This is a genomic window from Paenibacillus sp., assembly GCF_031177825.1.
GTDB lineage: Bacteria > Bacillota > Bacilli > Paenibacillales > YIM-B00363 > Paenibacillus_AE.
The window spans coordinates 25,695-48,291 of sequence record NZ_JAPSKE010000032.1 but is presented as its reverse complement, the minus strand read 5'-3'; the positions used below and the strand labels follow the sequence as shown (position 1 = coordinate 48,291).

The 22,597-nt window shown below is 61.2% G+C and carries 21 protein-coding genes and 1 other annotated feature (1 of these 22 running past the window's edge); of the genes, 3 read left to right on the top strand and 18 right to left on the bottom strand.

The annotated features are described in order from the left end of the window. Positions 1–73 precede the first annotated feature (73 nt). The 5 genes from RIN49_RS24805 to RIN49_RS24785 all read right to left on the bottom strand — a co-directional run bounded on the left by RIN49_RS24805 (position 74) and on the right by RIN49_RS24785 (position 6,211). Positions 74–2,056: an ABC transporter substrate-binding protein gene (locus RIN49_RS24805; protein ID WP_309122829.1), complete on the bottom strand. Its 1,983-nt coding sequence runs from the start codon at positions 2,054–2,056 to the stop codon at positions 74–76. Positions 2,057–2,362: 306 nt separating this feature from the next. Next, positions 2,363–3,433 carry a metallophosphoesterase family protein gene (locus tag RIN49_RS24800; RefSeq protein WP_309122828.1) on the bottom strand — a complete coding sequence of 357 codons (1,071 nt, stop codon included), beginning with the start codon at positions 3,431–3,433 and terminating at the stop codon, positions 2,363–2,365. Between the two features lie 42 nt (positions 3,434–3,475). Continuing rightward, positions 3,476–4,354, bottom strand: coding sequence for an SMR family transporter (locus RIN49_RS24795; RefSeq protein ID WP_309122827.1), 879 nt, complete (start codon positions 4,352–4,354; stop codon positions 3,476–3,478). Between the two features lie 432 nt (positions 4,355–4,786). Continuing rightward, positions 4,787–5,551: a DeoR/GlpR family DNA-binding transcription regulator gene (locus tag RIN49_RS24790; protein WP_309122826.1), complete on the bottom strand. Its 765-nt coding sequence runs from the start codon at positions 5,549–5,551 to the stop codon at positions 4,787–4,789. A 105-nt stretch (positions 5,552–5,656) separates the two neighbouring features. After that, a complete protein-coding gene (locus tag RIN49_RS24785) occupies positions 5,657–6,211 on the bottom strand; it encodes a GNAT family N-acetyltransferase (RefSeq protein WP_309122845.1) in 555 nt (184 codons plus the stop codon). Between the two features lie 167 nt (positions 6,212–6,378). Between RIN49_RS24785 and RIN49_RS24780 the strand changes: the two genes are divergently transcribed. Continuing rightward, positions 6,379–6,501 carry an SRPBCC family protein gene (locus RIN49_RS24780; protein ID WP_309122825.1) on the top strand — a complete coding sequence of 41 codons (123 nt, stop codon included), beginning with the start codon at positions 6,379–6,381 and terminating at the stop codon, positions 6,499–6,501. 240 nt (positions 6,502–6,741) lie between these two features. On the opposite strand, the gene RIN49_RS24775 is transcribed toward RIN49_RS24780, so the two are convergent. The 5 genes from RIN49_RS24775 to RIN49_RS24755 all read right to left on the bottom strand — a co-directional run bounded on the left by RIN49_RS24775 (position 6,742) and on the right by RIN49_RS24755 (position 12,501). Next, entirely contained in the window at positions 6,742–7,248 is a 507-nt protein-coding gene (locus RIN49_RS24775; RefSeq protein ID WP_309122824.1) for a hypothetical protein, read from the bottom strand. Between the two features lie 131 nt (positions 7,249–7,379). Beyond that, positions 7,380–8,381, bottom strand: a complete 1,002-nt coding sequence (lplA, locus tag RIN49_RS24770) for a lipoate--protein ligase (protein WP_309122823.1) — start codon at positions 8,379–8,381, stop codon at positions 7,380–7,382. Between the two features lie 106 nt (positions 8,382–8,487). Then, complete coding sequence (locus RIN49_RS24765) at positions 8,488–10,554, bottom strand: iron ABC transporter permease (protein WP_309122822.1); 2,067 nt, start codon at positions 10,552–10,554, stop codon at positions 8,488–8,490. Further along, complete coding sequence (locus RIN49_RS24760) at positions 10,551–11,606, bottom strand: ABC transporter substrate-binding protein (RefSeq protein WP_309122821.1); 1,056 nt, start codon at positions 11,604–11,606, stop codon at positions 10,551–10,553. The genes RIN49_RS24765 and RIN49_RS24760 overlap by 4 nt, the downstream gene beginning before the upstream one ends. A gap of 61 nt (positions 11,607–11,667) precedes the next feature. Continuing rightward, positions 11,668–12,501, bottom strand: coding sequence for an ABC transporter ATP-binding protein (locus RIN49_RS24755; protein WP_309122844.1), 834 nt, complete (start codon positions 12,499–12,501; stop codon positions 11,668–11,670). A 231-nt stretch (positions 12,502–12,732) separates the two neighbouring features. Here RIN49_RS24755 and RIN49_RS24750 point away from each other — a divergent pair, with 231 nt between their 5' ends. Next, entirely contained in the window at positions 12,733–13,239 is a 507-nt protein-coding gene (locus RIN49_RS24750) for a CBO0543 family protein (RefSeq protein ID WP_309122820.1), read from the top strand. Positions 13,240–13,308: 69 nt separating this feature from the next. On the opposite strand, the gene RIN49_RS24745 is transcribed toward RIN49_RS24750, so the two are convergent. The 7 genes from RIN49_RS24745 to RIN49_RS24715 all read right to left on the bottom strand — a co-directional run bounded on the left by RIN49_RS24745 (position 13,309) and on the right by RIN49_RS24715 (position 20,143). Beyond that, positions 13,309–14,112: a LysM peptidoglycan-binding domain-containing protein gene (locus RIN49_RS24745; RefSeq protein ID WP_309122819.1), complete on the bottom strand. Its 804-nt coding sequence runs from the start codon at positions 14,110–14,112 to the stop codon at positions 13,309–13,311. A gap of 41 nt (positions 14,113–14,153) precedes the next feature. Next, positions 14,154–14,408, bottom strand: a complete 255-nt coding sequence (locus tag RIN49_RS24740) for a hypothetical protein (protein ID WP_309122818.1) — start codon at positions 14,406–14,408, stop codon at positions 14,154–14,156. Positions 14,409–14,495: 87 nt separating this feature from the next. Further along, on the bottom strand, positions 14,496–15,371 hold the full coding sequence (locus tag RIN49_RS24735; protein WP_309122817.1) for a magnesium transporter CorA family protein: 876 nt from the start codon (positions 15,369–15,371) through the stop codon (positions 14,496–14,498). Between the two features lie 276 nt (positions 15,372–15,647). Continuing rightward, positions 15,648–16,979, bottom strand: coding sequence for a glycoside hydrolase family 140 protein (locus RIN49_RS24730; RefSeq protein ID WP_309122816.1), 1,332 nt, complete (start codon positions 16,977–16,979; stop codon positions 15,648–15,650). Positions 16,980–17,076: 97 nt separating this feature from the next. Further along, positions 17,077–17,250 carry a DUF4083 family protein gene (locus RIN49_RS24725; protein WP_309122815.1) on the bottom strand — a complete coding sequence of 58 codons (174 nt, stop codon included), beginning with the start codon at positions 17,248–17,250 and terminating at the stop codon, positions 17,077–17,079. Between the two features lie 154 nt (positions 17,251–17,404). Beyond that, positions 17,405–19,297 carry a hypothetical protein gene (locus RIN49_RS24720; RefSeq protein WP_309122814.1) on the bottom strand — a complete coding sequence of 631 codons (1,893 nt, stop codon included), beginning with the start codon at positions 19,295–19,297 and terminating at the stop codon, positions 17,405–17,407. A gap of 126 nt (positions 19,298–19,423) precedes the next feature. After that, positions 19,424–20,143 (bottom strand): DUF421 domain-containing protein, encoded by a 720-nt coding sequence (locus RIN49_RS24715; RefSeq protein ID WP_309122813.1) that lies wholly within the window; start codon positions 20,141–20,143, stop codon positions 19,424–19,426. A 172-nt stretch (positions 20,144–20,315) separates the two neighbouring features. Between RIN49_RS24715 and RIN49_RS24710 the strand changes: the two genes are divergently transcribed. Then, positions 20,316–21,170 carry a manganese catalase family protein gene (locus RIN49_RS24710; protein WP_309122812.1) on the top strand — a complete coding sequence of 285 codons (855 nt, stop codon included), beginning with the start codon at positions 20,316–20,318 and terminating at the stop codon, positions 21,168–21,170. Between the two features lie 58 nt (positions 21,171–21,228). Here RIN49_RS24710 and asd read toward each other — a convergent pair whose 3' ends face one another. Continuing rightward, entirely contained in the window at positions 21,229–22,314 is a 1,086-nt protein-coding gene (gene asd, locus RIN49_RS24705; RefSeq protein WP_309122811.1) for an aspartate-semialdehyde dehydrogenase, read from the bottom strand. 131 nt (positions 22,315–22,445) lie between these two features. Then, positions 22,446–22,597: a binding site (T-box leader), on the bottom strand (it continues 109 nt past the right edge of the window).

Genomic DNA, 22,597 nt, shown 5'->3' with positions numbered 1-22,597 from the left:
TTCGCGGGGCTCCCCGGGAAGGAAGCCGGCGAAGCTCGTCGCTTCGCCGCGTCCTCCCGCGCCCGACGCGGGGTTAAGGCTGAATGAAAAACTGAGCCGGGTGCGCGTGACCGAGGGAGCGGAATTCGTCCGCCCAGATCATATCGGTCGGTACGTTGCGGATCTTGTTAGATGCGACGACGAGGTTCGGCGTCGGTCCCGCGTATCCGATGACCCATTGATTTTTCTGGTGAATCTTGACGATGTCGGCCGCGAGCTTGTTAATCTCGTCCGTCGTCTTCGCCGCTTTGATTTGATCCCACAGCTTCATGATTTCGGCCACGTCGCCTTCCGGCGCCATCCCTTCCTTGCCGCCGGACTCCGCGTAACGGCCGTATTCGATCGACCACGGCGTCAGCACGCGAAGCGGCACGAGCGTATCCGGACGGAACGCGACGTTCGCGACCGAAATATTTTCCGTATGCAGCGGCACTTGGTTCGAGTACTTCATCTCCTGATGGGTCGCCTGGTCCACGATCTTGATGTCGGTCTTCAGGCCCATCTCCTCGTAATATTTCTTCAGCAGCTCCAGGAACGGCGCCGTATCCGTCGTCGAATCGATGACCGTCAGCGTCAGATCCGAGCCGTCCGGATGCGTCCGGAAGCCGTCGGCGCCCTTCTTCAGACCGAGCTCGTCGAGCAACTGATTCGCGCGGTCCGGCTCGTACGCCGCCCATTGGTCTCTCCAGCCGTCCTGATAGCCGACGAGTCCTTCCGGCACGGACGCCTGGATCGGCTCCGCGATGCCGTTCGTGTAAATTTCCGTAATTTCGACGCGGTTGACGCCGACCGAAAGCGCCTCCCGGAATTTCGCGTCTTGGAACAGCTTGCGCAGCTTCGGATCCGCGACCGTCTGGTTCACCTGAACGCCGGCGCTCGACCATGCGGCCGTCGACCACGGGATGACGCGGTAGCCGGCTTTCTGCTCGTTTTCCTTCAACACCGTAAAGTCCGCCGCCCCGAACCAAGTCAGATTATAATCGCCGGCGAGCGTGCCGAGAATTTTGTGGCTAGGATCTTGGATTTTCGTCGCCACGATGCGGTCGATGTACGGCAGCTGCTTGCCTTCTTCGTCGACCTTCCAGTAATACGGGTTGCGTTCCATGATGAACTGGTCGCTGTCCGGGTCGTTCTTCGCCACCCACGCGCGCAGCGTCGGAATTTCCGGGTTGATCCAGTAGTAGTACCCTGTGGCGACGAGGAACGATTGCACGTCTTCGAAGCCCCACTCCTTCGCGATCGCGAGCGCCTTCTCTTCGCCGACGAACTCCGGCAGAATCGTACGGTGGAAGTGCTCCGGCGCGAAAAACCACTTGTTGTCGATCGCGACGCGCTCGAGGAACTGCACGCTCGGATACTTGTGCGTCACCTTGAACGTGTAATCGTCGATCTTCGTCACTTCGGCGAGCGCCTTATCGCCCGTCGCCGGGTCGACGGAGTAATACGCGTCGTAGACTTTCTTGCCGAACGTCTCTTTCTTCAACATGTGCTCCCAGTAGAAAATGACGTCGTCGGCCGTGAACGGCTCCCCGTCCGACCATTTCATGCCTTCGCGGAGGTAAATCGTGAACTCCGTGGAGTTTTCGTTGACGTCGTAGCCTTTCGCCACGTTCGGCTCCACCTTGCTGCCGTCCTTGCTAAAGCGGAACAGCGATTCCTCCGTCGGCTGTCCGACGGTCCAGCGGTCGCCGGGACCGTTCCACGGCATCTTCCATTCGCCGCCGTACTGCCCGATTTCCTCGACGACCGGCTCCACCATGATGTCGGACTCGGCGGGCAGCCGCTCCGCCAGCGGCGGCAGCGATCCGCTCGCTACGAGCTCGGACAGCATCGGCGCTTCCTGAACGACGACGGTTTCGGCGGGCGCTTTCGTCGGCTCGGCCGTATCGTCTTTCTCGTCCGTCGTCTCGGACGGTTCCGGAGCGTCGCTCGGCGCCGCCTCGTCTTTCGTGCACGCCGCGAACAGAACGGCGAACAACAACATTATCATTGCGACCAGCAGCCTTGATTTGTTCAAGAGTACCCCTCCTATAGAATATCAACATGTCTTCCACTGCTATGTTTGCCAAGCCGACAAACCCGAACCGACCGTTCACCCCCAATACTTGTAACCGCTTGCAATTCGAGATCCCATGATGTTCAAAAAAGGTATGAAGTAGCGTTTAAACCGGTTTAAAACGACTACAATATTGCGGGTAAAGCGCTTAACCTGACAGTTGATAGCGCTTTACCCTTCATATCAGCATCATACATAGGAATCGGTAGGAGTTCAATAGGTGAGGAGTAAAAATTATGTAAATCTACATTCGCACTTAACGCGGCGTTAATATCGAACCGTTCTCGACTCCCCCGCGCCGAAACGAGTCAGTCGGCATACTCTTGCGCCGAGGTCCGCGGTCACGATGTCAAAGGCGGTTTCGGTGACCGAGCCTTCCTCCCGCTTCGGCGATTCGGGGAACTCCTGCAGCGTCCACGCATTCACGGCGGAAATATTCGGGATGCCGTCCCGCACGACGACCTGGTCGTGATGCACGTGGCCGAACCAACAACCGATCACGTCTCTTGCGCCTTGCGCCGCGAAGTCCGCATCGATTCGATAAGCGAATTCGCCTTCGCCTCCTTCCCCCCGGAACCGGCCGCCGTCGCGGAACGCCTTCACGATGTCCCATAGCGCCTCTCCGTTGCGCACCGGGTGGTCGACGCCGAACACGCCGTCCTGCAAAATCGCGACATGAGACATAATGATTACGCTCCAATCCGGACGGCCGCGCAGGTCGAACGCGCGCTGCGCGAGCCACTCCATCTGGCCCTGGGAAAACACGTAATGCCACTGCCCCAAATACGCGAGCTCCCCGCTCTCCTTCAGCCGGTACGGGTGGTCCATGCAGTCGAGCACGACGACGCGGACGCGCTTCGACGGGAAATCCGCGTAGAAGTAAAGCGAGTCCGGTCGAGCGTCGTCATATCGGGCGACCGCCTCCGAGGCGGCTCCCCAGATCGCCTTCGACTGCTGCGGAAACACGACATGTTCGGCCGCTCCGGTCTTCCGCTCGTGATCGTAAATCGAGTTGTCGTCGTGATTGCCTTTCGCCGTCAACACCGGAACGCCCGTGCGCGCGAGCGCCTCGGCCATCTCCCGCTGCGCCGCGACGACGTCCTCCTTCGGCCCGTTCGCGCTCGCGTCGCCGCCGTGCAGGACGAAGTCGAGGCGAAGCCTCGCCGCCAGCTCGCGAAGCGCCGCGGCGGCGCGCAGCTGGTTCCCGGACGCGCGATGGTGCAGATCCGTAATGAACGCGAACGACAGCGCCCCTTCCGTCCGGCTCGCTTCGACGGCTTCGGCGACGGCTTGAATTTCGCTTGCATACGACGACTCGGCGGGTATGGCTTCCCCCATTTTCAACACGCTCCTTTCATGCTCCTTCCCAGCTCTATGCGATTACATGCCCCACCCGCCGATCAAGACGATGCCCGAGAAGATCATGCAGGCCGAGACGATCCGCGCCGCTTCCTTCGGCTCGCGCAGCAGATAGATGCCGAACAGCGTACCGAAGACGGTGCCGATCTCGCGAAGCGGCGCCACGTACGTCAGCGGCGACAAGCTCATCGCGAATAGAAACAATAAATACGAGCCCGGCGACAGAATCGATCCGATCGCGAGCGTTACGCCGTGCTCCTTCATGACCGTCTTCCACCGAATGCGCCGGAACGGGACGAACGGGACGAGCCCGGCCATGAACCCGATGTTGGAGGCGGCGAGCAGCGCCAGCGGCGAGAACTGGCCGAGGTTCACCTTATCGACGAGGACGTACCCCATCGTACATAACCCCACCGCGAGCGTATACGCGATAACCTTCGGAGCGATCGGGGAGCGGCGGCGCGCGAACGCCAGGCCGCTCATCGCGAGAAAGCCGGATGCGATCAGCGTCAAGCCGGCCCACCCCCATGCCGTCAGCCGTTCGTTCAGCAGCAGCACGCTCATCAGCGGCAGGAGCATCGTCCCGATGCCGCGCATCATCGGGTACACCTGCGAGATGTCCCCGTGCGTCAACGATTTCGAGAGGAAGAACGCATAGAAGCCCTGCACGACCGTCGACAGCAGCAGCAGCCAATAGCTTTGCGGCGGCACCCCGGGCCTCGTCAGCTCCTCGAGGAGCCGAGGCAGCAGCAGCGCCGTCGTCGGTACGAAGATGCACAATAGAAATAAAGCCTTGTCGTCGCTCCGCTTGGCTAACAAGTTCCACAGAGCATGCGCGATGCCGGATGCCAGCACCAGCAGAACAGGTAAGATGATCCAATCCCCCCTCCAAATCCACAATAAAACACACATAAATACATATTTTTGCACTCGAATACAAATTACCACCGGATATACTTGTCTGTCAATCGGAAATCCTTCCAAGACTCGGAGGAAGGCGCGCTCGGGAAGCCCGCTTCGGCAACGGCGCGCCCGAGCGACCGCCGGAGACCGGCAAGCGCACCGGTGGTTGGGCTCAAGGTGCCCAACGGTTGAGCTCACGGTGCCCAACGGTTGTGCACTTCGTCGATGGACATTGGGACGGTCGAGCGTTTTGGGGAGGCGTTCCTCATTTTTTGGGGTGGCATGCCCTAATCATTGCGGAGGAACGCCTCGATTTATTGCTGCCTAGGGAGACAACCCCCGTGTTATTTGCGGAGGGGCGCCACGATTTACTGCTGTAGCAACAAAAAAACCTCCCGGCAACGGGAGGTTCGCGCGGCGTGCCGCGGTTTACATGTAAATCTCTACTCCTGCGGAGCGGTACTTGTCCGCCGTCTCCGGCGGCAGCTTCGAGTCGGTGACGACGCCGTCGATCTCGCCCAAGCCGCATACCGACGTTAGCGACACGGCATCGAACTTGCTGCTATCGGCCAGTACGACAACCTTCTTGGAGCGCGCCATCATCCGTTTCTTCAACTGAATTTCCCCGACGCCGTAATCGGTGACGCCGTCGGTCAAGGAAATGCCGCTGGCGCTCATGAAGAACGCGTCCGCGTGGAATTGCTCCACGAACGCCTCCGCGAAGCCGCCGACGACGCACATCTCCTCGTTCCTGACGACGCCCCCGATGAACAAAATCGTAAAGCCGGGTTTATCCATGACGAGCGAAGCGATCGGGAACGAATTCGTTATGAGCGTCAGCCGCTCGAAGCGCTGCTTCAGCGCCTTCGCGAATTCGGTGTTCGTCGTGCTGACGTCGAGGAACAGCGACTGCCCTTCCGCGACGAGCTCCGCCGCCTTCGCGGCGAGCTCCTGCTTCTCCGGGACGCGCTTTCGCTCCCGCACCGTGAAGGGCAGCTCCTGCCGATACTCGGCAGCCGGCAGCGTCGCCCCGCCGTGGACGCGGGCGAGGGCGCCTTCCTTTTCCAAAAATTCCAAATCTCTGCGGATCGTCTCGAAGGAGACGTCGAATCTTCGGATCAATTCCGTCGTCTTCACGGACTGCAGTTCGTGCAAGACGCGTAATATTTCGGCATGTCTTTCGTGCGCAAGCATCGGAACACCTCTACCTCGGCGAATCTGTTGTGTCAAAGTGTACCACATGCGCATGCGCAATCACAAAAATACACACATCCCCTGCACGCGCGATCCGCCCCTGCGTTACTCGACTCCTCGCGAGCCCGGCGCCGTCGCCAAATAGGTGCCGCCGATTTCGTTCGCGATGTCGCGCCACCGCTGCGGATGACTTGTATCCGTAATGCGCGGAATGCAACCCAGCCTCAAGTACGTCTTAATCGCCGGCAGACGGAAATCGTCCGTATGCAGCACCGCGCGGGACTTGCCTTCGTTCGCCATGGCGCGCAGCGCCGCCAGCGACGCTGCCGAACCGAGACCTCGGCCCGCGCAATCCGCCCTGACGGCCACCATGTGCAAGTACCCTGTCCTCTCGTCCAGCTCCTCCCGATGCCAGGCGGAGGCTGTCGCTACCGGGGAACCGCCGCCGGCTTCGCACACGAACCATATCCGGTCCGCGCGGTACGCCGGATCGTTGGACAATAACGCGAACCGGAGCGAATCGTTCTCGAAGGCTTCCATGGCGATCGACTCCCAGGCCTCCTCGTCCCCCGAACGGAACGTTCGAACTTCGTACCCGTTCGGAACCGCCGGCGCGGGAACCGACGACAAGTTTCTATGAACCATCGATAATTGCGGCATACTCAAAGCTGATTCCTCCCAAGAAAAGGTCCAGTTACAGCTCTATGCGCCGTTCCCGGGACGTATGCCTTCAAGGCCTTTCTTCCGCAAGCTTCTGGATCCCCCGTTCCCCGGTCCGACCGACAGCCGGAACCGCTCATTCCCTAGTTCGATTGGAGGAACCTCTCATGAAAAATGCCGTAACGACGAACGTTGCCGACAAGGAAATTACCCTCGTCCGAACGTTCGAAGCGCCGCGCGAGCTCGTATTCGAAGCGTTCACGAACTCAGTGCACTTATCCCGTTGGTGAGCGCCGTATCCGTACACGATCCCGACCTGTCGCATCGATCTAAGACCCGGCGGCGTCCCGGAGCATATCGGCACGCTCCTCTTCGCCGAGAACGACGGACGGACGACGCTGACGGTGCGCATTCAGACGGCGACGCCGGTCGATGCGAAGACGCTGCTCGAGATGGGAATGGCCGAAGGCTTGACGATGGGGCTGAATCCATTGGAGGTCGTATTGGCGACAATGCCAGGCTAACGGCAGCTACGCCTCTCGCTCCTCGAAGGCGACGAAGTCGGACGGATTCGCCCGAATCGCAAGGCCGATCCGGCCGGCCGCGTCCGCCGAGCAGCGAAGGAATTCCTCGTACAGCGCCCCGACGAATCCGGACAGGACCTCGTCCTTGTCCAGATCCCCGGGTGCGGCGTCGCCGATCCGATCGGCCAGCGCCGCTTTCGTCCGATCCAACAGCCTCGCCAATCCCGTCGCTCCGAATACATTCAATCCCCTATGCAGCTCCGCCCAAGCGTTCGGCTGCGCCGCGTAGTGAGCGGTCCGCCAATAAAATTGCTCCGCGGAATGTTTCGCATGATCCACATACACATGATACATAAACAGCGCCCGCTGTCCGGCCGTCAGGCTGCGGTACACTTCTTGTTTTATCGAATCCGGCTTCGCTCGGATGAGCGGCAAGACCGGAGCGAAGCAAGCCGCCCCCAGCTCCTCGTCCGCAAGGGCGTCGAATTCGCTTCGGCCCATTCGTCTCTTCATCGATTCCCCTCCTCCATGTCAGCTTATAACAAATTCCCAATTGAAAGTACATCTTTCCTAGAAAACGAAGCGGCGTCGTTACGCCGGAACGCAAGAAGCCGCCGATCCCGCGAGATCGGCGGCTTCTTCGATTATATTTTCAAGAGCAGCAGGTCGATGAACTCCTCTCGAGAGACGCCGCCGAGCAGCTTCTCGACGTCGACGCCCTCGAGCGCTTCCCGCAGCGACGCTTCCTCGTATTTCGCCTCGGTCAACGCCGCTTCCGCCTCGCCGACGTCCCCCGTTCCGAAGAAGTCGCCGTAAATCGCGCAGGACGAAATGCGCCCCTCCTCGACGAACAATCGGATATCGACGATACCCGACGGAAACTTATGCGCATGCTGCACGTTCGACTTCGGCGATCGTCCGTAATTCCACTCCCAACTCCGATACCGCGCGTCTGCGAGCTTCCGCACCGCCTCCCAATCGTCCGCGGTCATGTCCACGGTCGGCACCCGGTCGGGCTCGGTTCCGAAAATTTCCCGCAGCAGCGCGGCGCGGAACTGTTCCATCGTCATCGGCTCGGGCAGAAACTCGCTGATGTTGGCGACGCGGGAGCGGACCGACTTCGTGCTCTTCGACTCGAATTTCATCGGCTTCACGCGCAGCGCGGAGGCGACCCGCTCCATGTCGGAATCGAACAGCAGCGTGCCGTGGCTGTACATGCGGCCCTTCGCGGCGAATTGCGCGTTGCCGGAAATTTTCCGTTCCCCGACCAGTATATCGTTGCGACCGCTCAGCTCGGCATCGACGCCCATCCGCCGCAAGGCGTCCGTGACGGGCTTCGTGAACTTCGCGAAGTTTCGGAACGAATCGCCCTCGTCCTTCGTGATGAAGCTGAAATTCAGGTTGCCGAGATCGTGGTATACCGCGCCGCCGCCCGACAGCCGCCGGACGACGTGGATGCCGTTCGCTTCGACGTATTCGCGGTCGATTTCCTCGATCGTGTTTTGGTTTTTCCCGATAATGATCGAGGGCTCGTTCACGTAAAACAACAATATGCCGTCCTCCAGCGGGAGGTTTCGCAAGGCGTATTCTTCAAGGGCGAGGTTCATCGCCGGGTCGTGCATCCCCTCGTTCGATAAAAATAACATCGTTCCACCGCTTTCTGTACGGACTTCGTCTCGTGATGCTTCTTACGCGGTAAGTGTATCACAAAACAGGCCCGGACGCCGAAGCGATCCGAGCCTGTCAACAATGCTACCCTCGCCGGTCCGCCCGGCTGCGATACATGAGATACAAGAAATACGGCGTGCCGAGCAAGGAGACGACGAGACCGGACGGAATCTCCTTCGGCGCGAGCATCGTTCGCCCGACCGTATCGGCGGCGACGAGCAGCAAACCTCCGAGCAGCGCCGATAGGACGGCGGATTGACGCGAATGCTGTCCGACCATCAGGCGGACCGCATGCGGCGCGATCAAGCCGAGAAACCCGATCGTGCCGACGTTCGCGACGGCGACGCCCGAGATTGCGACGGCGAGGCCGGCGGCGGCGAGGCGCACGTTGCGGACCGGCAAGCCGAGCCCTGTCGCGCTGTCGTCTTGGAAGGCTAGCAGGTCGAGCCGCCGCCCCATCCACCATACGACCGCCAGCGCGATCGCGACGCAGACGCCGATCTGCCACAGCGAGCTCCACGTACGCGCATAGGTGCTGCCCGACAGCCAGACGAGCGCGGCGCTGGCGCCGAGCTTCGACTGAATGACGAGCACCTGCACGATCGCGCTGCAGACGGCGGACATGGCGACGCCGAGCAGAATGACCACCGTCGGACGGAGCGAGCGCCGCCACGCCAAGCCGAAGATCGCGGCCGCCGCGGCGGCCGCGCCCGCCATCGCGGCGAACGGCAGCAGCTGCGCGCTCGCCTCCGGGTAGACGACGATCAGGAGCAGCGCGCCGACGGCGGCGCCTTGCGTGACGCCGATGACCGAGGCATCCGCGAGCGGGTTGCGCACGGCGGTCTGCATAAGCAGACCGCTCAGCGCGAGCGCCATGCCCGCGGCGACGGCGACCAGCGTGCGCGGCAGCCGCAGCTGCAGCACGGCGAAGCTCGACGCGCCATCGCCTTGGCCGAAGACGGCGGCGACGACGTCGCCGAGCGGAAGGCGCGTGCCGCCGAACGCGAGGCTGCCGACCGTTCCGGCGAGCAGGAGCGCGCCGAATGCCAGCGCGAGCGCGCCGAACGGCGCGCGGCGGCGGCGGAAGCCGACGCTCATCGAAGACGATGCGCCGCCGCCCTCGGCCTTCAGCCGCCGAAGCACGAGATAGATGAGCCACGGGGCGCCGACGGCCGCGGTGACCGCGCCGGCCGGGAGCTCGCCCAGCGTGCTGCGGAACGCGCGCGCGACGATGTCCGCGCCCGTCACGAGCGCGGCGCCCCACAGCGCGGCGGCGGGAAGCAGCGCCCGATGGGCGTGCATGCCCATCAGCCGGACGAGATGGGGAGCGACGAGGCCGACGAAGCCGATCGGCCCGACGACGCTGACGACCGCCGCCGCCAGCAGCACCGCGAGGCCGGCGCCCGCAAGACGCATCGTGCCGGAACGCTGGCCCAGGCTGCGGGCGGATTCTTCGTCGAGCGCCAGCACGTCGAATTGGCGCGAGAAGAGCAGCGCCGCCGCCAATCCCCCGGCAACCCAGGGCCATGCATGCGTCACGCCGGTCCAATCGAGCTGCACGAGCGAGCCGGAGCCCCACATGAACAAGCTTTGCGTCGCGTTCTCGTAAAACAGTTGAATCGCCCCGGTGAACGAGGCGAGCACCATCGAGACGATCATGCCGGAGAGCGTCATCCGGATCGGCGGCGCCGAGCGGCCGCCCGCCATCGCGAACGCGAGCAGCGCCGCGCCCGCGCCTCCCGCCGCCGCGAAGAGCAGCGGCTGCGACTTCAGCGCCGCCGGGAAGAAGACGGTGCCGGCGACGACCAGGAAGAACGCGCCGGCGTTAATGCCGAGCGTCGACGCGGACGCGAGCGGATTGCGAGTCACCGTCTGGAGCAGCGCCCCGGCGACGGCGAGTCCCGCCCCGGCGACGATGCCGATGACGGCGCGCGGCATCCGGACGCCCCAGACGATCGTGTGCTCGAGGACGCCCGCGTCGCGCGCCGTCAACGCTTCGAATACGGTTCTCGCCGACAATCGAGCTTCGCCGACGGCAAGACTTACGAGCAAGAGCGCGGCCAGCGCGGCGGCGCCGCCGACGTACGCGAGCAAGAGGCGCCGCGCGGCCTCGCCGGTCCCGGAGGCCGGCTCTTTCTTCGCCGCGATCATTTCGTTAAGACTTCGACGGTACGATCCACGAACACTTTCGCCGAAACGGGGCCGCCGAACGGCCACGTCGAGCCGCCGAGCGGGTAGGCGCGCTCTTCCTTCACGAATTGCAGACCGGTCCACACTGGATTGTCTTTCAGCTTCGTCGCGAACACGTCGTCGTTATCCTGCACGATGTAGAGAAAGTTCGCCTGCTGCACCGCCGGCAGCGCTTCGACGGACGCGGTCGAGAAGCCGTACGCTTCGAACTTATCGGAGGACCACGCGTTCTTCAGCCCGATTTTCTCCAACGTCGCGATCGCCAAGCTGTTGCTCGTGAACAGCCGCAGATCCGCTGCGTTCTGATTGCTGTACGCTTGGGTCAGCACGATCTCCGCGCCGCTCTTCCCCGCTTGCTCCAGCTTCGTCTTGGCGTCGTCGTAGTGCTTCGCCAAATCCGCGAGCACCTTATCCGCTTCCTCGGCCTTGCCGACCGCCGCGGCGATCGTGCGGAACGTCTCCTCCATCTCGCCGTACTGGTCCACGCCGCTCGCTTCGTCCGGATACGGATTGAACAAGAGGGTCGGCGCGATCGCGTTCAGCTGATCGAGAATCTTCTCGTGCCGGAACGCGACGCCGACGATCAAGTCCGGCTGGAGCGCCGCGATCGCTTCGAGGTTCGGCTCCTGACGCGTGCCCACGTCCGCGACGTCGGCGTCGAGCGCCGCTTGGTCGCTCACGTTCCGCTTATAATTTTCGTTATCCGCGTTGCCGACCGGCTGCACGCCGACCGCGATCAAATCTTCGGCGTACGTCCATTCGAGCGTAACGACCTTCGTCGCCGGCTTCGGAAGCACGACCTCGCCCTTCGAATCTTCAAGCGCGATTGCCGCCGGCTCTTCCGCAGCCGGTTCCGCGGCAGGCGCTTCCTCCCCTGCAGGCGTCTCCGCCGCGACTTCGCCCGCCCCCGTCGTCGGGTCTCCGCCTTCCGTCGCCGCGTTGCCCCCGCCGCATCCCGCGATCGCAATGACGAAAATCAATAGGAATCCCAATGCTTTCGAGTACGATTTCATCTGATTGCCCTACCCCTTTTAATGTGAATGAATGGATAAAATGAAAGGTATGAAACCCCGCTTACGCTCCCGCGCCAGCCATGACGCGCGCCGGCTCCGGCCGCGCCTCCGCGTACGATTCCTTCGCCAGCGCGAACGGCAGACAGACCGGCATGCCCGATCTCGGATCGACGACGATCTCCGCGTCGACGCCGAACACTTCGCGCAGCATCGCCTGCGTAATAACGTCCGCCGGGGCGCCTTGCAGGACGATCCGGCCGCGTTGGATGGCGACGACGTGATCGGCGTACAGCGACGCATGGTTCAGGTCGTGCACCACCATGACGATCGTCCGCCCTTCCTCGCGGTTCAATCGCCGCAGCAGCTGCAGCACCTCCAACTGATGCGCCATGTCCAGGAACGTCGTCGGTTCGTCCAGGAACAGCAGCTCGGTCTCCTGCGCGATCGCCATCGCGATCCACGTACGCTGACGTTGCCCTCCGGACAGCTGGTCGACGGAGCGGTCCGCGAACGACTCCATGCCCGTCACCGCGAGCGCTCGCCGAATCGCCTTCTTGTCCTCGGCGTTCATCGCGCCGAGCCCGCGTTGGTGCGGGAACCGGCCGAACGAGACGAGCTCTTCGACCGTCAGCCCCTCGGGAGCGACCGGCTGCTGCGGCAAGATAGCCAACTGCCTGGCCACGTCCCGGGTCGAATGGCGTTCGATCGTCTTGCCGTCGAGCAGCACCCGTCCCGCCGAGGGCTTAAGAATGCGCGACATCGCCTTTAGAATCGTGGACTTCCCGCTGCCGTTCGCCCCGACCAGGGCGGTCACCCGCCCGTCCGGAAGCAGCAAGTTCAAATCCTCGACGATCGGCACGCCGCCGTATCCGATATGTAACCCTTCCGTCTGCATTCTGCTGTTCAACGCGCCGCCCCCCTAGAATGGGAAATACCTCTACGATATTGAAAATCATTATCATCGTAGATGATAAGCATTCTCATCCGATTTGTCAACGAAAACCTGCGCGGCGGACAGATCCGATCTCTAACGGTATAACGCCGTCCCCACGAACAATTGCGAGAATCGTTTAACCTCCCATGAAATGGATACAATGATGGCAAAGCCCGACATGGGGAGATGCTGATGATCCTTCTATCGAACGCTGCGCTGCTCACCGCCGCTCTCGTTACCGGGGCCGGGAAGCGATGGCGACAATACTACGACACCATCCTGTTCGTATCGCTCAGCAACCTCTTGTATAACTTCCTTTGTCATAACCGTTTGACATGGACGTTCCAGCCGGAATCGTTGTTATCGCACAAGGTGGCGGACCTCATCAACACGTTCGTTCTGCTTCCCTGCACTGCAATCCTATACTTACATCATTTCCCTTCCGCAGCGACGACCGCGAAAAAATCTGCGTATTACGCCGTATGGGTCGGCGCCTTCTCCGCGATGGAGTGGGTATGGCAGTGGAAAGGGGTCATCGTATACGACCACGAGTGGACCTATTATTGGTCCGTCGGATTTTACGTGGTCATGTTCGCCATACTCCGCTTGCACCATACGCGCCCTGAGAGAGCGTTGTTGTACTCGGCGATCGTCGTGTTGTTCCTGATCGGCAGGTTCCAGGTTCCGTTAGTCCCCTGAACGCACGAGACATCCCCGCGCCGCCGAAATCGGCAGGCAGCCGGGGATGTCTCTTCTTCTCGTTCCCGATTAGAATGCTATCGGCACTTCGACCAAGTCCTGCACGCTGCCGTCGTTGGCGCTGCGCGTATACACCAGAAGCGTGCCCGCGCTCGTCGCCGGGCGCCGATCGAACGCGATCGCCGCGTCGAAGCGGCCGAACGCCGGCGCTCCCTCCGACGCCGTCACGGCGCGTTCCTGCGTGACGACGCCGCCCGCCGCGTCGACGATGCGATAGAGCGCGCCGGCTTCGAACGCGCGGGCGACGCCCGACAGCCGCTCTCCGGGAGCGACGCGCGCGCCCGGAAGCGGCTGGAACACGGCGATATTCGTCGACGTCGGCAGCGTCACGACGAAGCGGAAGCCGGGATACACAACGTCCGGCGAAAACCCGGGGCGGTTCCGGTTCGCACGGATCAGCTCGTTCAGCGACCTGCCGAATCGGCGAGCGATGCCGTACAGCGTATCGCCCGACTCGACCTCGTAGACGAAGGCGGGGATGTAAATCAACTGCGCGACGCGGAGAATGTCCGGCCGCTCCATTCCGTTCAGCGCGGCCAGCAGTTCGACGCCGACCCCGAATCTCTCGGCGATGCGGAACAGCGTGTCGCCCTCGATCGCTTGATATTGAACCGCGCTTTGCTCGGACATGCCGGGCAAGCGAACGAGAAGCGCTTGGCCGGGATAGAGGCGATCGGGATCGATCACCGGGGGAAACCAACTATTGATCTGAATTAACGATGGCACGTTCGTTCCGAAGGCGTTCGCGATCGAGTACAGCGAATCGCCGGCGCGGACGGTATACAGCACATGCGTGCCCGGTGAGATGGGCATTCGAGAAACAACTCCTTCGACTCGGATGCTCCATCATATGCCTACCCTCGCAAGGCGTGATAGCCGCCCGCCGTTTCGCGTCGCGGCCGGCGTTGGGCCGGAGGCGCATACGCCTCCACCGCCAGAATCGACGGCAGAAGGAACGTTCGCGGCGCCAGTCGTTCCAGGCAGAACGCCTTCACGGCGTTCCCTTCCACCCCCAGCAGCTTGATTCTCCGCTTCGTCAATCCGTTCCTCCGGTCCGCATAGATGATCGTCACGACGCGCCCGATTCGCTTCTCCAGCTCGTTCCTCATGTGTATCGACCGCCTTCCGCGAATGTATGTTCTCATATTATACACCAAACATACGTTCCGCATACATCGATATTTCCAAGGCCTGCCTCACGGCGTACCGCCCTCGCCCTTCTTCTTGCGGCCCAGCTTGACCTCGAGGATGTTCTTCGTCCACCCTTGTTTCCGCAAGTACCAATAGATGCCGCCCATCAAGGCGAAAATGACGGTTAACGCCGCGGGATACCCCCATGGCCGCTCCGTCTCGGGCATCGAGTCGAAATTCATCCCCCAGATCGCTCCTAGCGCCGTCATCGGCGTCAATAGAACGGTGAACACCGTCAGCGTCTTCATAATGTCGTTCGCCCGGTAGTTGACCGTCACGTCGTCCAGCTTGAGCAGCGAATCGATCTCGGCCATATATTCCTCCTGCAGCATCCGAACCCGCTCCATGCGAACGCGAAGAGCGGCGAAGGACTCGCTGTGCGCCAGCTGCCGAGGGAACGTCTCCTCCGCGGCGAACCGGATCTCCTTCAGCGGAATGACCTGAGCGTTCCAATGAAGCAGCTTATATCTAAGGTCCATAATGTACTCGAAGAGATGGCCGTCGTTCGTCTCCCGCATCTTGGTCTTCGCCTGCGTCAGCTCCAGCTCGAAGGCGTCCATCCAATTGAAATAATGTTCTAGGATCCAGTTCAGGAGGAACAGCAAACCCTCGACCGGACTTCCGCAGGCGAGCAGCCGGTCCGCGAACCGCCTCTCGTCGATCGTCTCGCGAAGCAGCCGGGCCAAGCCGATCGTCGCCAACGCGTCGTTCGCGACTCGGTAATGGAACAGCCGCTTCTCCTCGGGATGCTGCGGGTCGGGAACGATCGCGACCGTGCCTTGCAATTCGTTGCCTTCCGCCTCGAACCAGACCGTGCGGATCGAATTATGCTTGCGCGCTTGCGCGCCTTCGGCCCAGCTCCGCAGCTCGGGGCGAGGCATCGCCTTCGCGGCGTCCTCCTCCCGGTTCGCGCGATACCACCACCAACTGTCGTCGGCGCTTCGCAGCGGTTCGTCATGTGTCGTAAGCGTCCCTCCTCTCTCTCTCGCTCATCCTGTTACTACCATTGCCATATCCGACCTCCGATAGACGAACGGGGCCAGCCGAGCGATGTCGAAAGAACGGGAACGCTGCGGTTGCTCGGGAAATATCCGCGCGAACACCGAAGACGCAACGACTCCCTCGGCATCGTGCGCCGAGGGAGCCTGTCGTTACCTCTATGGAATTGCGTAGCCTCTGGACGCATCGTCCAGCATCAGCACCCAATCTTCGTTGCGGCCGCTCGATGGCGGCCGCGCCTCCAGCTCCCCTTCGTTCGCCGACTCCCCGGCCGGCACCGTCGCTCCCGTTCTCGGGTCGAACCACGTCGCGACGACGCGCTCGCCCGAGATCGCTCCGAGGCGCACCCGGAACGGAAGTCCGTTCGGACTGTAAACGAAGGCGTACCCGTCGCCCCTACACGCGGCCAGGCGATTGGCGCCGTCGTAATTCGCCGCCAGTAGGCTCGGGTCGGGGACGCGGCTTGCGGCCGATCTCGACTCCATCAACGTTCGGACATGGCGCATCTGCGCCGCGCCGGGGCGGAGGAGGGCCTGCTTCCAATCCATAATGAAATAGTCCGCCGGCTCTCTCGTCATCGACCAGATCGAATGATGGCCGTACGTATGGCCGAACGCGCCCGAGAACAGCGCCCAATACGCCGCTTTCCGCACGTCCGCCGCATCGAAGTAACCGTTGGACGCCTTGAACCCGACCGGGTGATCCTCGAAACACGGCTCCCCGTCCAACGTCGGCTTCGTCTTGGAGAGCGCGTAGTCCTTCGCGACCATGTCGTAATTCGCCGTATGCAGGGCGCCGTGTCCCGATTGAATCATGTTAAAGTCGAGCCATTCCTCGTCATGGACGTACATCGAAGAGGAGCGGCCGCCGGCCGGATGGAACGTCATCGGGTGAAGCCCCTCGTCCGCCTCGCGGATCGCTTCCGCCATCGCGTGGACGACTTCGAAATGGTGCCGCGTCTCGAGCGGCCGGTCCCCGCCGAGCACCCAGACGACGTTCGCCTTAGACTTGTAGCGTTCGCCGATCCACAGGCCGAAAGCCCGCGCATTGTCTTTCGTAAAGACGACCGGCCCCTTGCCCCATGCGAGATTATACTTGTCGCCCCACGTCGGCAGCAAGGCGATGTAGATGCCGTACTCCGCCGCCTTGTCGACGATGAAGTCGACGTGGTCCCAATATCCGTACGTGCCGTCCTCGACGACGTCCGGCTGCGCAGGGTCGTATTCGCCGTTCGCGCCCCGCTTAAGAGGAAACCGCCCGTACGCGTTCGGCGTCGTTAATCCTTCCAGCTCCGCGAGCGCCACCGCCTGGACGACCGTAAAACCGCGCTCGGCGCGATTGCGCAGGTACAGCTCCGCTTCCTCCCGATCGAGCTTATGAAACAGCTCCCATGCCGTGTCGCCCAACCAGAAGAACGGGGTTCCGTCCTCCTTTTCCAAAAACCGCCTGTTCTCGCTAACCCTAAGCCGCTGCAGCTTCTTCTCCGTCATCTCGATCCCTCGCCATGAATTAGATTCAATATTGTACTCACATTGTATACAATTCATCGGCGATTGAAAACCTATACTTTCGGTTCGGCACTGTTTCTTATGGGTTCCTCTTCAACAGATCGACGATTTCGTCCAGCTTTCGCTCCACTCTCTCGTCATGCTTCCTCTTCCATGCGATGTAGACGATGCCGCTGACGAGCGCGACGACCACGAGCAGTATCAAACCGAAGTAGAAGCCTTGAATAAGTGCGGTAAAGAAAGAGAAGGACATCCCCTCCACGCCTCCCGTTTATACGTATTCCGTTAATCCTAGCTCCGCTTGCGTGCAGACTCCTTCGTTCAAAGCGCTCCGGCGCAGCGTCAAATACAGCTCCGCCTTCGTCGCGTTGACGTACGGCAGGACGAACAGCGTCCGATCTATATCCTTATCCCTTCTTGTTGGATTCTTCCAATTGTACGATCCCGTCGGGAAAAAGTTGCAGCTCCAAAAGCTCGCCGTCCTTCTCTTCGTATTCGACCGTCACGGTTCCGTTCGGGAACGGCACCGCGATCCGAGTACGAGAAGCGCCTTCCGTCTTCGGCGTCGTCTCCTCCCAGACGTGGCCGTCGTATTCGCCGGCCTTGGACAAGTACGATAGCGCTTCGGCATATGCGGCCCCCTCGTACTTCGCGCGCAGGTAGGAAGTCCATTGCCGCGCGTCCCAAGCCGGCACCGACTCGCGGACCGCTTCGGGCGTCATAGCGATGAGCGTCGCGACCATCTCCCCGTCCGCCTCCTGCAGCGCATACGGAAGCAGCCGATAAGGCGCCGGCGCTCCGAGCAGCGTATCCTTGTTTTTCTCCGCGATCATCTTGAACGCCTCCTCCGCCTTCGGTTCCGTCGAGAACCAAAAGTAGCGGAAGTCGCCGGCGTTCATCCGATTCGTCAGCGGGACCAAATACCGGCCGTCCTTCGAAACCCGCCAGACGGGGTCCGCCGGGAATCGAGTCGGATGTAGCAACAGGAAGACGTTGTTACCGTCTCCGCTCACCATCATCTCCAGTTCATGGGGCTCTCTTAGGTTCCCGCCCGACGTCAAGAGATGCGCCGTTCCTTCGCGACTGGAATAATACGACTCGCCCGTAGACGTCGACGTCTTCTTCAGGCTGTAGAACAGCCGGTCCGTTCGCAGCGTCTCCTCTAAGAAGGTGTGGGAGGAATTCCCCGATCGAATGACTCTCTCCTGCGACAGCGCCCATGTCACCTCCGCCGTGCCGCGCAGCATATCGGGCCCCTCTCCGTCCCCGAACCTGGGCATGGAGATCCTCAACCGGTTCGCGCCGGCATCGTTCCAGCCGTAGGTGATGTATCGCTGGTCCGAAAGAGAGTACGCCGCCGTGAAGTCGTTCCAGAAGGATAGCCCGGCGAGTTCCTTCGCCGGACCGTTCGTCAGCGTCAACGGGGCGTACAGCTGCCCGGAGGCGGCCGCGGCTCCCGTGAGCGGAGCGACGAGCAGCAGCGCGGCCCACGCCCATCCCGCGAACCGTTTCGGCCGTTCCAGGAGCTTAAGTCTCGGGAGCGGCGTATTATTGTCTCTGAGGAAGGTATGCATCCGAAGCATCAACTCATAGATCAAATACGTCGCTGCAGGCACGTAAATGATCAGGCAAAGCAAGTAGTCGTAAGGCTCGGGCGCAACCCGCGCGCTTCCGCAGAGCGCCGTAACGATGGCCGCGACGATCGCCAAGGGAAGCAGATTCCGGAAGGCATGGCGAAACACGCCCGGGGCGCTCGCCAGTGCATCGGACAAAGGGGCGTCCCTTAGAACGATCAAATACGGCGTCAGCGAATAGGCGAACAGAACGATCATGCCGATCAGGGCTAAGGGGAAAAAGACGGCGGCGCAAAAGAAAACGATCCACCCGGCGACAAGCTGAAACATCGTCCACCCTGCCATCCGAAAGAAAAAATGCCGCCCGGCGCGCAGCATATCGGCTTTCTCCCCGTGCATCGCGTGGCTTTGCAAGCCGGCCAAATAGGCGCCTCGGGCGAAGCTCTGCGCGAGCATCGCCGCGGCGGACAGGACGAACCCGACGACGCCGAAGCCCAGCCCTTCCGGGCGAATGAAGCTGAGCGGCATCTTCAATTCCTGCAGCGTCGGCATGCCGATCGGCAGCGTGAAGTGGAGCAGCGTCGGCTCCGGCTGGGTTGTTCCAGACGTCCACGGGGACGTGTACGGAAACACGCCGACGCCATAGTAAATCCCTACGGCGACAATCGCCGTCATCAGCGCTTCGGCCGCGATGGCGACGATGATCGACTTCATGATGGAAGACATTGTCCGTTCCCCCTTGGAAAATCCGTCTCGGCGTACTTCTTTAGCGCTTACGTTTCCAAGGGTTGGAAAGTTGCGGTTCGAATGAAAAAAAAGACGCCCGAATCGTCGGGCGCCTTCCGTAACTTGTCACGCGATGGGTTTGCCCCTCCCGTCCCGAACCGCATGCACTTGTACTCTAAGCTTGCCGTCCACCGTCGCCAAGACGACACGGCGGACGTCGTGAGGACGAAGCTCCCGCTCCAGCCATTCGCGGTCCTTGCCGATCTCTCGAAGCAGCGCATGCTCGATGTGGCCGTCCGCGATGATCGGCCTCGTCAAATTGAAGGGCGGCGCGGGGAGCTTCAGATCGGTCGGCGTCACGGGCCGATACTCCGGCTTTACGAACACCGACAGCATGCCGCCGGGCTCCCAGGCCGCGTAATCGACCTTCGCGATGTCCTCCACGTTCGATTTCCTCAGTTCGGCATACAGGAATTCTATTGGAAGCTTCACCTTCGCAAGGTTCCGATAATCCAACGCCCCATTCCGAATCAGAGGAACGGCGGCCGGGTCGAAAAACTGCTTCAACTTCGGCACCTTCAAGCTGAGCCAAATCGCGAGGATATACAACATCACGAGCGACACCGTCGTAATCATCGATCCCGTCAGTCCCAGCCGCTCGTCGGAAAGCGGGTGGGCGATAATGTTGCCCAACGTGAGCGCGATAATAAAATCAAGAAATCGGAGCTGCGAGATGGAACGCTGCCCCATCATCTTGGCGGCGAAAATCAAAAATACGAATCCGACGACGCTGCGCATAATCCATTCCAGGGCCGTCAACGACTCTTGGCTTTTGAAAAAGTCCACGCGAACGCTTCCTTCCGTCCCCAGCTTCCGGCAATAGGTTCCCCTATCTTGCTCCGGGACATTCAGCGGCCCGCGCCGACGCGCATGGCGCCGGAACGATCTCATCCCGGGCGGTATAGGTTCCTGACCCAGAAAGCAAACTACGTCTGAAGAAAAACAAGGGGGACTACGGATGTATTTTTATAAAGAAGACTTAATCAACATGATCGTTCCGGACAAGCCGGATCCGGAAGCGGCGAAGGTCATCCAGGAGATCTTGGGCGGCCGGTTCGGCGAAATGCGCACGATGATGCAGTTTTTTTTCCAGAGCAACAACTTCCGCGGCAACGCGACGCAATATCGCGACTTGATCCGCGGGGTGTTCTTGGAGGAACTGAGCCACGTCGAGCTGGTGCAGCACACCATTAATCAACTGCTCGCCGGGACCGGGGAGCAAGTTCCGGGCAACGCCGGCGTGGACGGCGCTCCGCTGAACGACGCCGTCAAGACCGCTAACCCGCATCACTTCATCGTCGGCGCGCAGAGCTCCCTGCCGGTCGACGCCGCCGGGCTCCCTTGGCAAGGCACTTACGTATATAACCACGGCAACTTGATCACGGACTTGCTCGATAACCTAGTGCTTGAATCCACGGGCGTGCTGCAGAAGTCGCGCATCTATGAGATGAGCACGAACAAGACGTTCCGGGAAACGTTGGCGTTCTTGATCGTACGGGATAACGCGCATCAGAACGCGTTCGCCAAGGCGCTCGAGACGCTCGGCGTTAACTGGGGCAAGTTGTTCCCGGTGCCGAATTACGATATCAACAAGTATCCGGAATGCCGCAAGTACGTGGAGATGGGCTTTCATAACGCGCAATTTAATTTCCGATTGGACCCGACGCGAATCGGCGAAATTTACAACGGCCCGTCGCCGAGTCGGAACGGCGGCGATCTGGCGGTCGTTCCGCCGCCGCAAGGACATCCCGTGCCGATCCTGCCGGAAGCGCCGAACGAACACAGCCCGGGCTTGTACGATCTGAACGCTTAGTCGTAAAAAAACAGCAAGCCCCCGGGGAACACCCGAGGGCTTGCTTGTTTATGCGCGATTATTTCGCTTGAATGTACCCTTCCGCCTTCAGCAGCTCGGCGATCAGCACGGCGCCGCCCGCCGCGCCGCGCAGCGTATTGTGGGACAAACCGACGAATTTATAGTCGTAGATCGTATCCTCGCGAAGGCGTCCCGCCGAGACGCCCATGCCACGCTCGATGTCGCGGTCCAGCTTCGTCTGCGGTCTGTTCTCTTCTTCGAAGTACGTGATGAATTGCTTCGGCGCGCTCGGCAGACCGAGCTCCTGCGGACGGCCCTGGAATTGCGACCAGCGGGCGAGAATTTCTTCTTTCGACGGCTTCTTCTCGAACGAGACGAATACCGTGGCCAGATGGCCGTCCGTGACCGGAACGCGAATGCACTGCGTCGTGATGAGCGGCGCGCTCGCTTTGACGATCTCCCCGTTCTCGATCCCGCCCCAGATGCGCAGCGGCTCCTGCTCGCTCTTCTCTTCCTCGCCGCCGATATACGGAATGACGTTATCGATCATCTCCGGCCAATCGGCGAAGTTCTTGCCCGCTCCGGAAATCGCTTGGTACGTGGACGCTACGACTTTCGTAGGTTTGAAGTCCATCAGCGCGTGCAGCGCCGGCACGTAGCTCTGGATCGAGCAGTTGGGCTTCACCGCAATAAATCCGGTCGACGTGCCGAGGCGCTTGCGCTGCGCCGCGATGACGTCGATATGACCCGGATTGATTTCCGGAACGACCATCGGGACGTCCGGCGTCCAGCGATGCGCCGAATTGTTGGAGATGACCGGCGTGCCGGTTTTCGCGTAAGCTTCCTCTAACGCCTGAATGTCCTTCTTCGGCATGTCGACGGCGCAGAAGACGAAATCGACTCCGGAAGCGACCTCTTCCACCTTGGACGCATCCTGAACGACGATGCTCTTCACGTCTTCCGGGATGGAACTCTTCAGCTTCCATCGGCCCTGAACCGCCTCTTCGTACGTCTTGCCGGCCGAGCCGGCGCTGGCCGCAATGGCGGTGACTTGAAACCAAGGATGTTGGTCGAGCAATTCTACGAACCGTTGGCCGACCATACCCGTGCCGCCGACGATGCCCGCTTTTAGTTTTTGCGTCATGAGAGATTCATATCCTTTCGATATTAATTGAGGTTTCTGCGTTTGTTTTGGTGTACCGTATGTTCGGTACGCCATGCGGTTGCCTGTACGACAAATAAAAAAATCCCACCCCCAAGACGGCAGACGTTCGTCTTAGGGACGAGATTCGGATTCTCGTGGTACCACCCCAAATTCGCCGACATGTCGCCATATCGGCCTCTTCAAGTACGGCATTCCTACGGAATGCTTATACTCTAGCTCTGTAACAGGAGCTCCTGGCGCACCATCCCCGAATCAAGGTTCC

Bases quoted from the DNA above. Each gene is read 5' to 3' on its own strand.
- RIN49_RS24800 (WP_309122828.1), bottom strand. From the start codon at position 3,433: ATGGGGGAAGCCATACCCGCCGAGTCGTCGTATGCAAGCGAAATTCAA.
- RIN49_RS24790 (WP_309122826.1), bottom strand. From the start codon at position 5,551: ATGCTTGCGCACGAAAGACATGCCGAAATATTACGCGTCTTGCACGAA.
- RIN49_RS24785 (WP_309122845.1), bottom strand. From the start codon at position 6,211: ATGCCGCAATTATCGATGGTTCATAGAAACTTGTCGTCGGTTCCCGCG.
- RIN49_RS24780 (WP_309122825.1), top strand. From the start codon at position 6,379: ATGAAAAATGCCGTAACGACGAACGTTGCCGACAAGGAAATTACCCTC.
- RIN49_RS24775 (WP_309122824.1), bottom strand. From the start codon at position 7,248: ATGAAGAGACGAATGGGCCGAAGCGAATTCGACGCCCTTGCGGACGAG.
- lplA (WP_309122823.1), bottom strand. From the start codon at position 8,381: ATGTTATTTTTATCGAACGAGGGGATGCACGACCCGGCGATGAACCTC.
- RIN49_RS24765 (WP_309122822.1), bottom strand. From the start codon at position 10,554: ATGATCGCGGCGAAGAAAGAGCCGGCCTCCGGGACCGGCGAGGCCGCG.
- RIN49_RS24760 (WP_309122821.1), bottom strand. From the start codon at position 11,606: ATGAAATCGTACTCGAAAGCATTGGGATTCCTATTGATTTTCGTCATT.
- RIN49_RS24755 (WP_309122844.1), bottom strand. From the start codon at position 12,501: ATGCAGACGGAAGGGTTACATATCGGATACGGCGGCGTGCCGATCGTC.
- RIN49_RS24750 (WP_309122820.1), top strand. From the start codon at position 12,733: ATGATCCTTCTATCGAACGCTGCGCTGCTCACCGCCGCTCTCGTTACC.
- RIN49_RS24745 (WP_309122819.1), bottom strand. From the start codon at position 14,112: ATGCCCATCTCACCGGGCACGCATGTGCTGTATACCGTCCGCGCCGGC.
- RIN49_RS24740 (WP_309122818.1), bottom strand. From the start codon at position 14,408: ATGAGGAACGAGCTGGAGAAGCGAATCGGGCGCGTCGTGACGATCATC.
- RIN49_RS24735 (WP_309122817.1), bottom strand. From the start codon at position 15,371: ATGCCTCGCCCCGAGCTGCGGAGCTGGGCCGAAGGCGCGCAAGCGCGC.
- RIN49_RS24730 (WP_309122816.1), bottom strand. From the start codon at position 16,979: ATGACGGAGAAGAAGCTGCAGCGGCTTAGGGTTAGCGAGAACAGGCGG.
- RIN49_RS24725 (WP_309122815.1), bottom strand. From the start codon at position 17,250: ATGTCCTTCTCTTTCTTTACCGCACTTATTCAAGGCTTCTACTTCGGT.
- RIN49_RS24720 (WP_309122814.1), bottom strand. From the start codon at position 19,297: ATGTCTTCCATCATGAAGTCGATCATCGTCGCCATCGCGGCCGAAGCG.
- RIN49_RS24710 (WP_309122812.1), top strand. From the start codon at position 20,316: ATGTATTTTTATAAAGAAGACTTAATCAACATGATCGTTCCGGACAAG.
- asd (WP_309122811.1), bottom strand. From the start codon at position 22,314: ATGACGCAAAAACTAAAAGCGGGCATCGTCGGCGGCACGGGTATGGTC.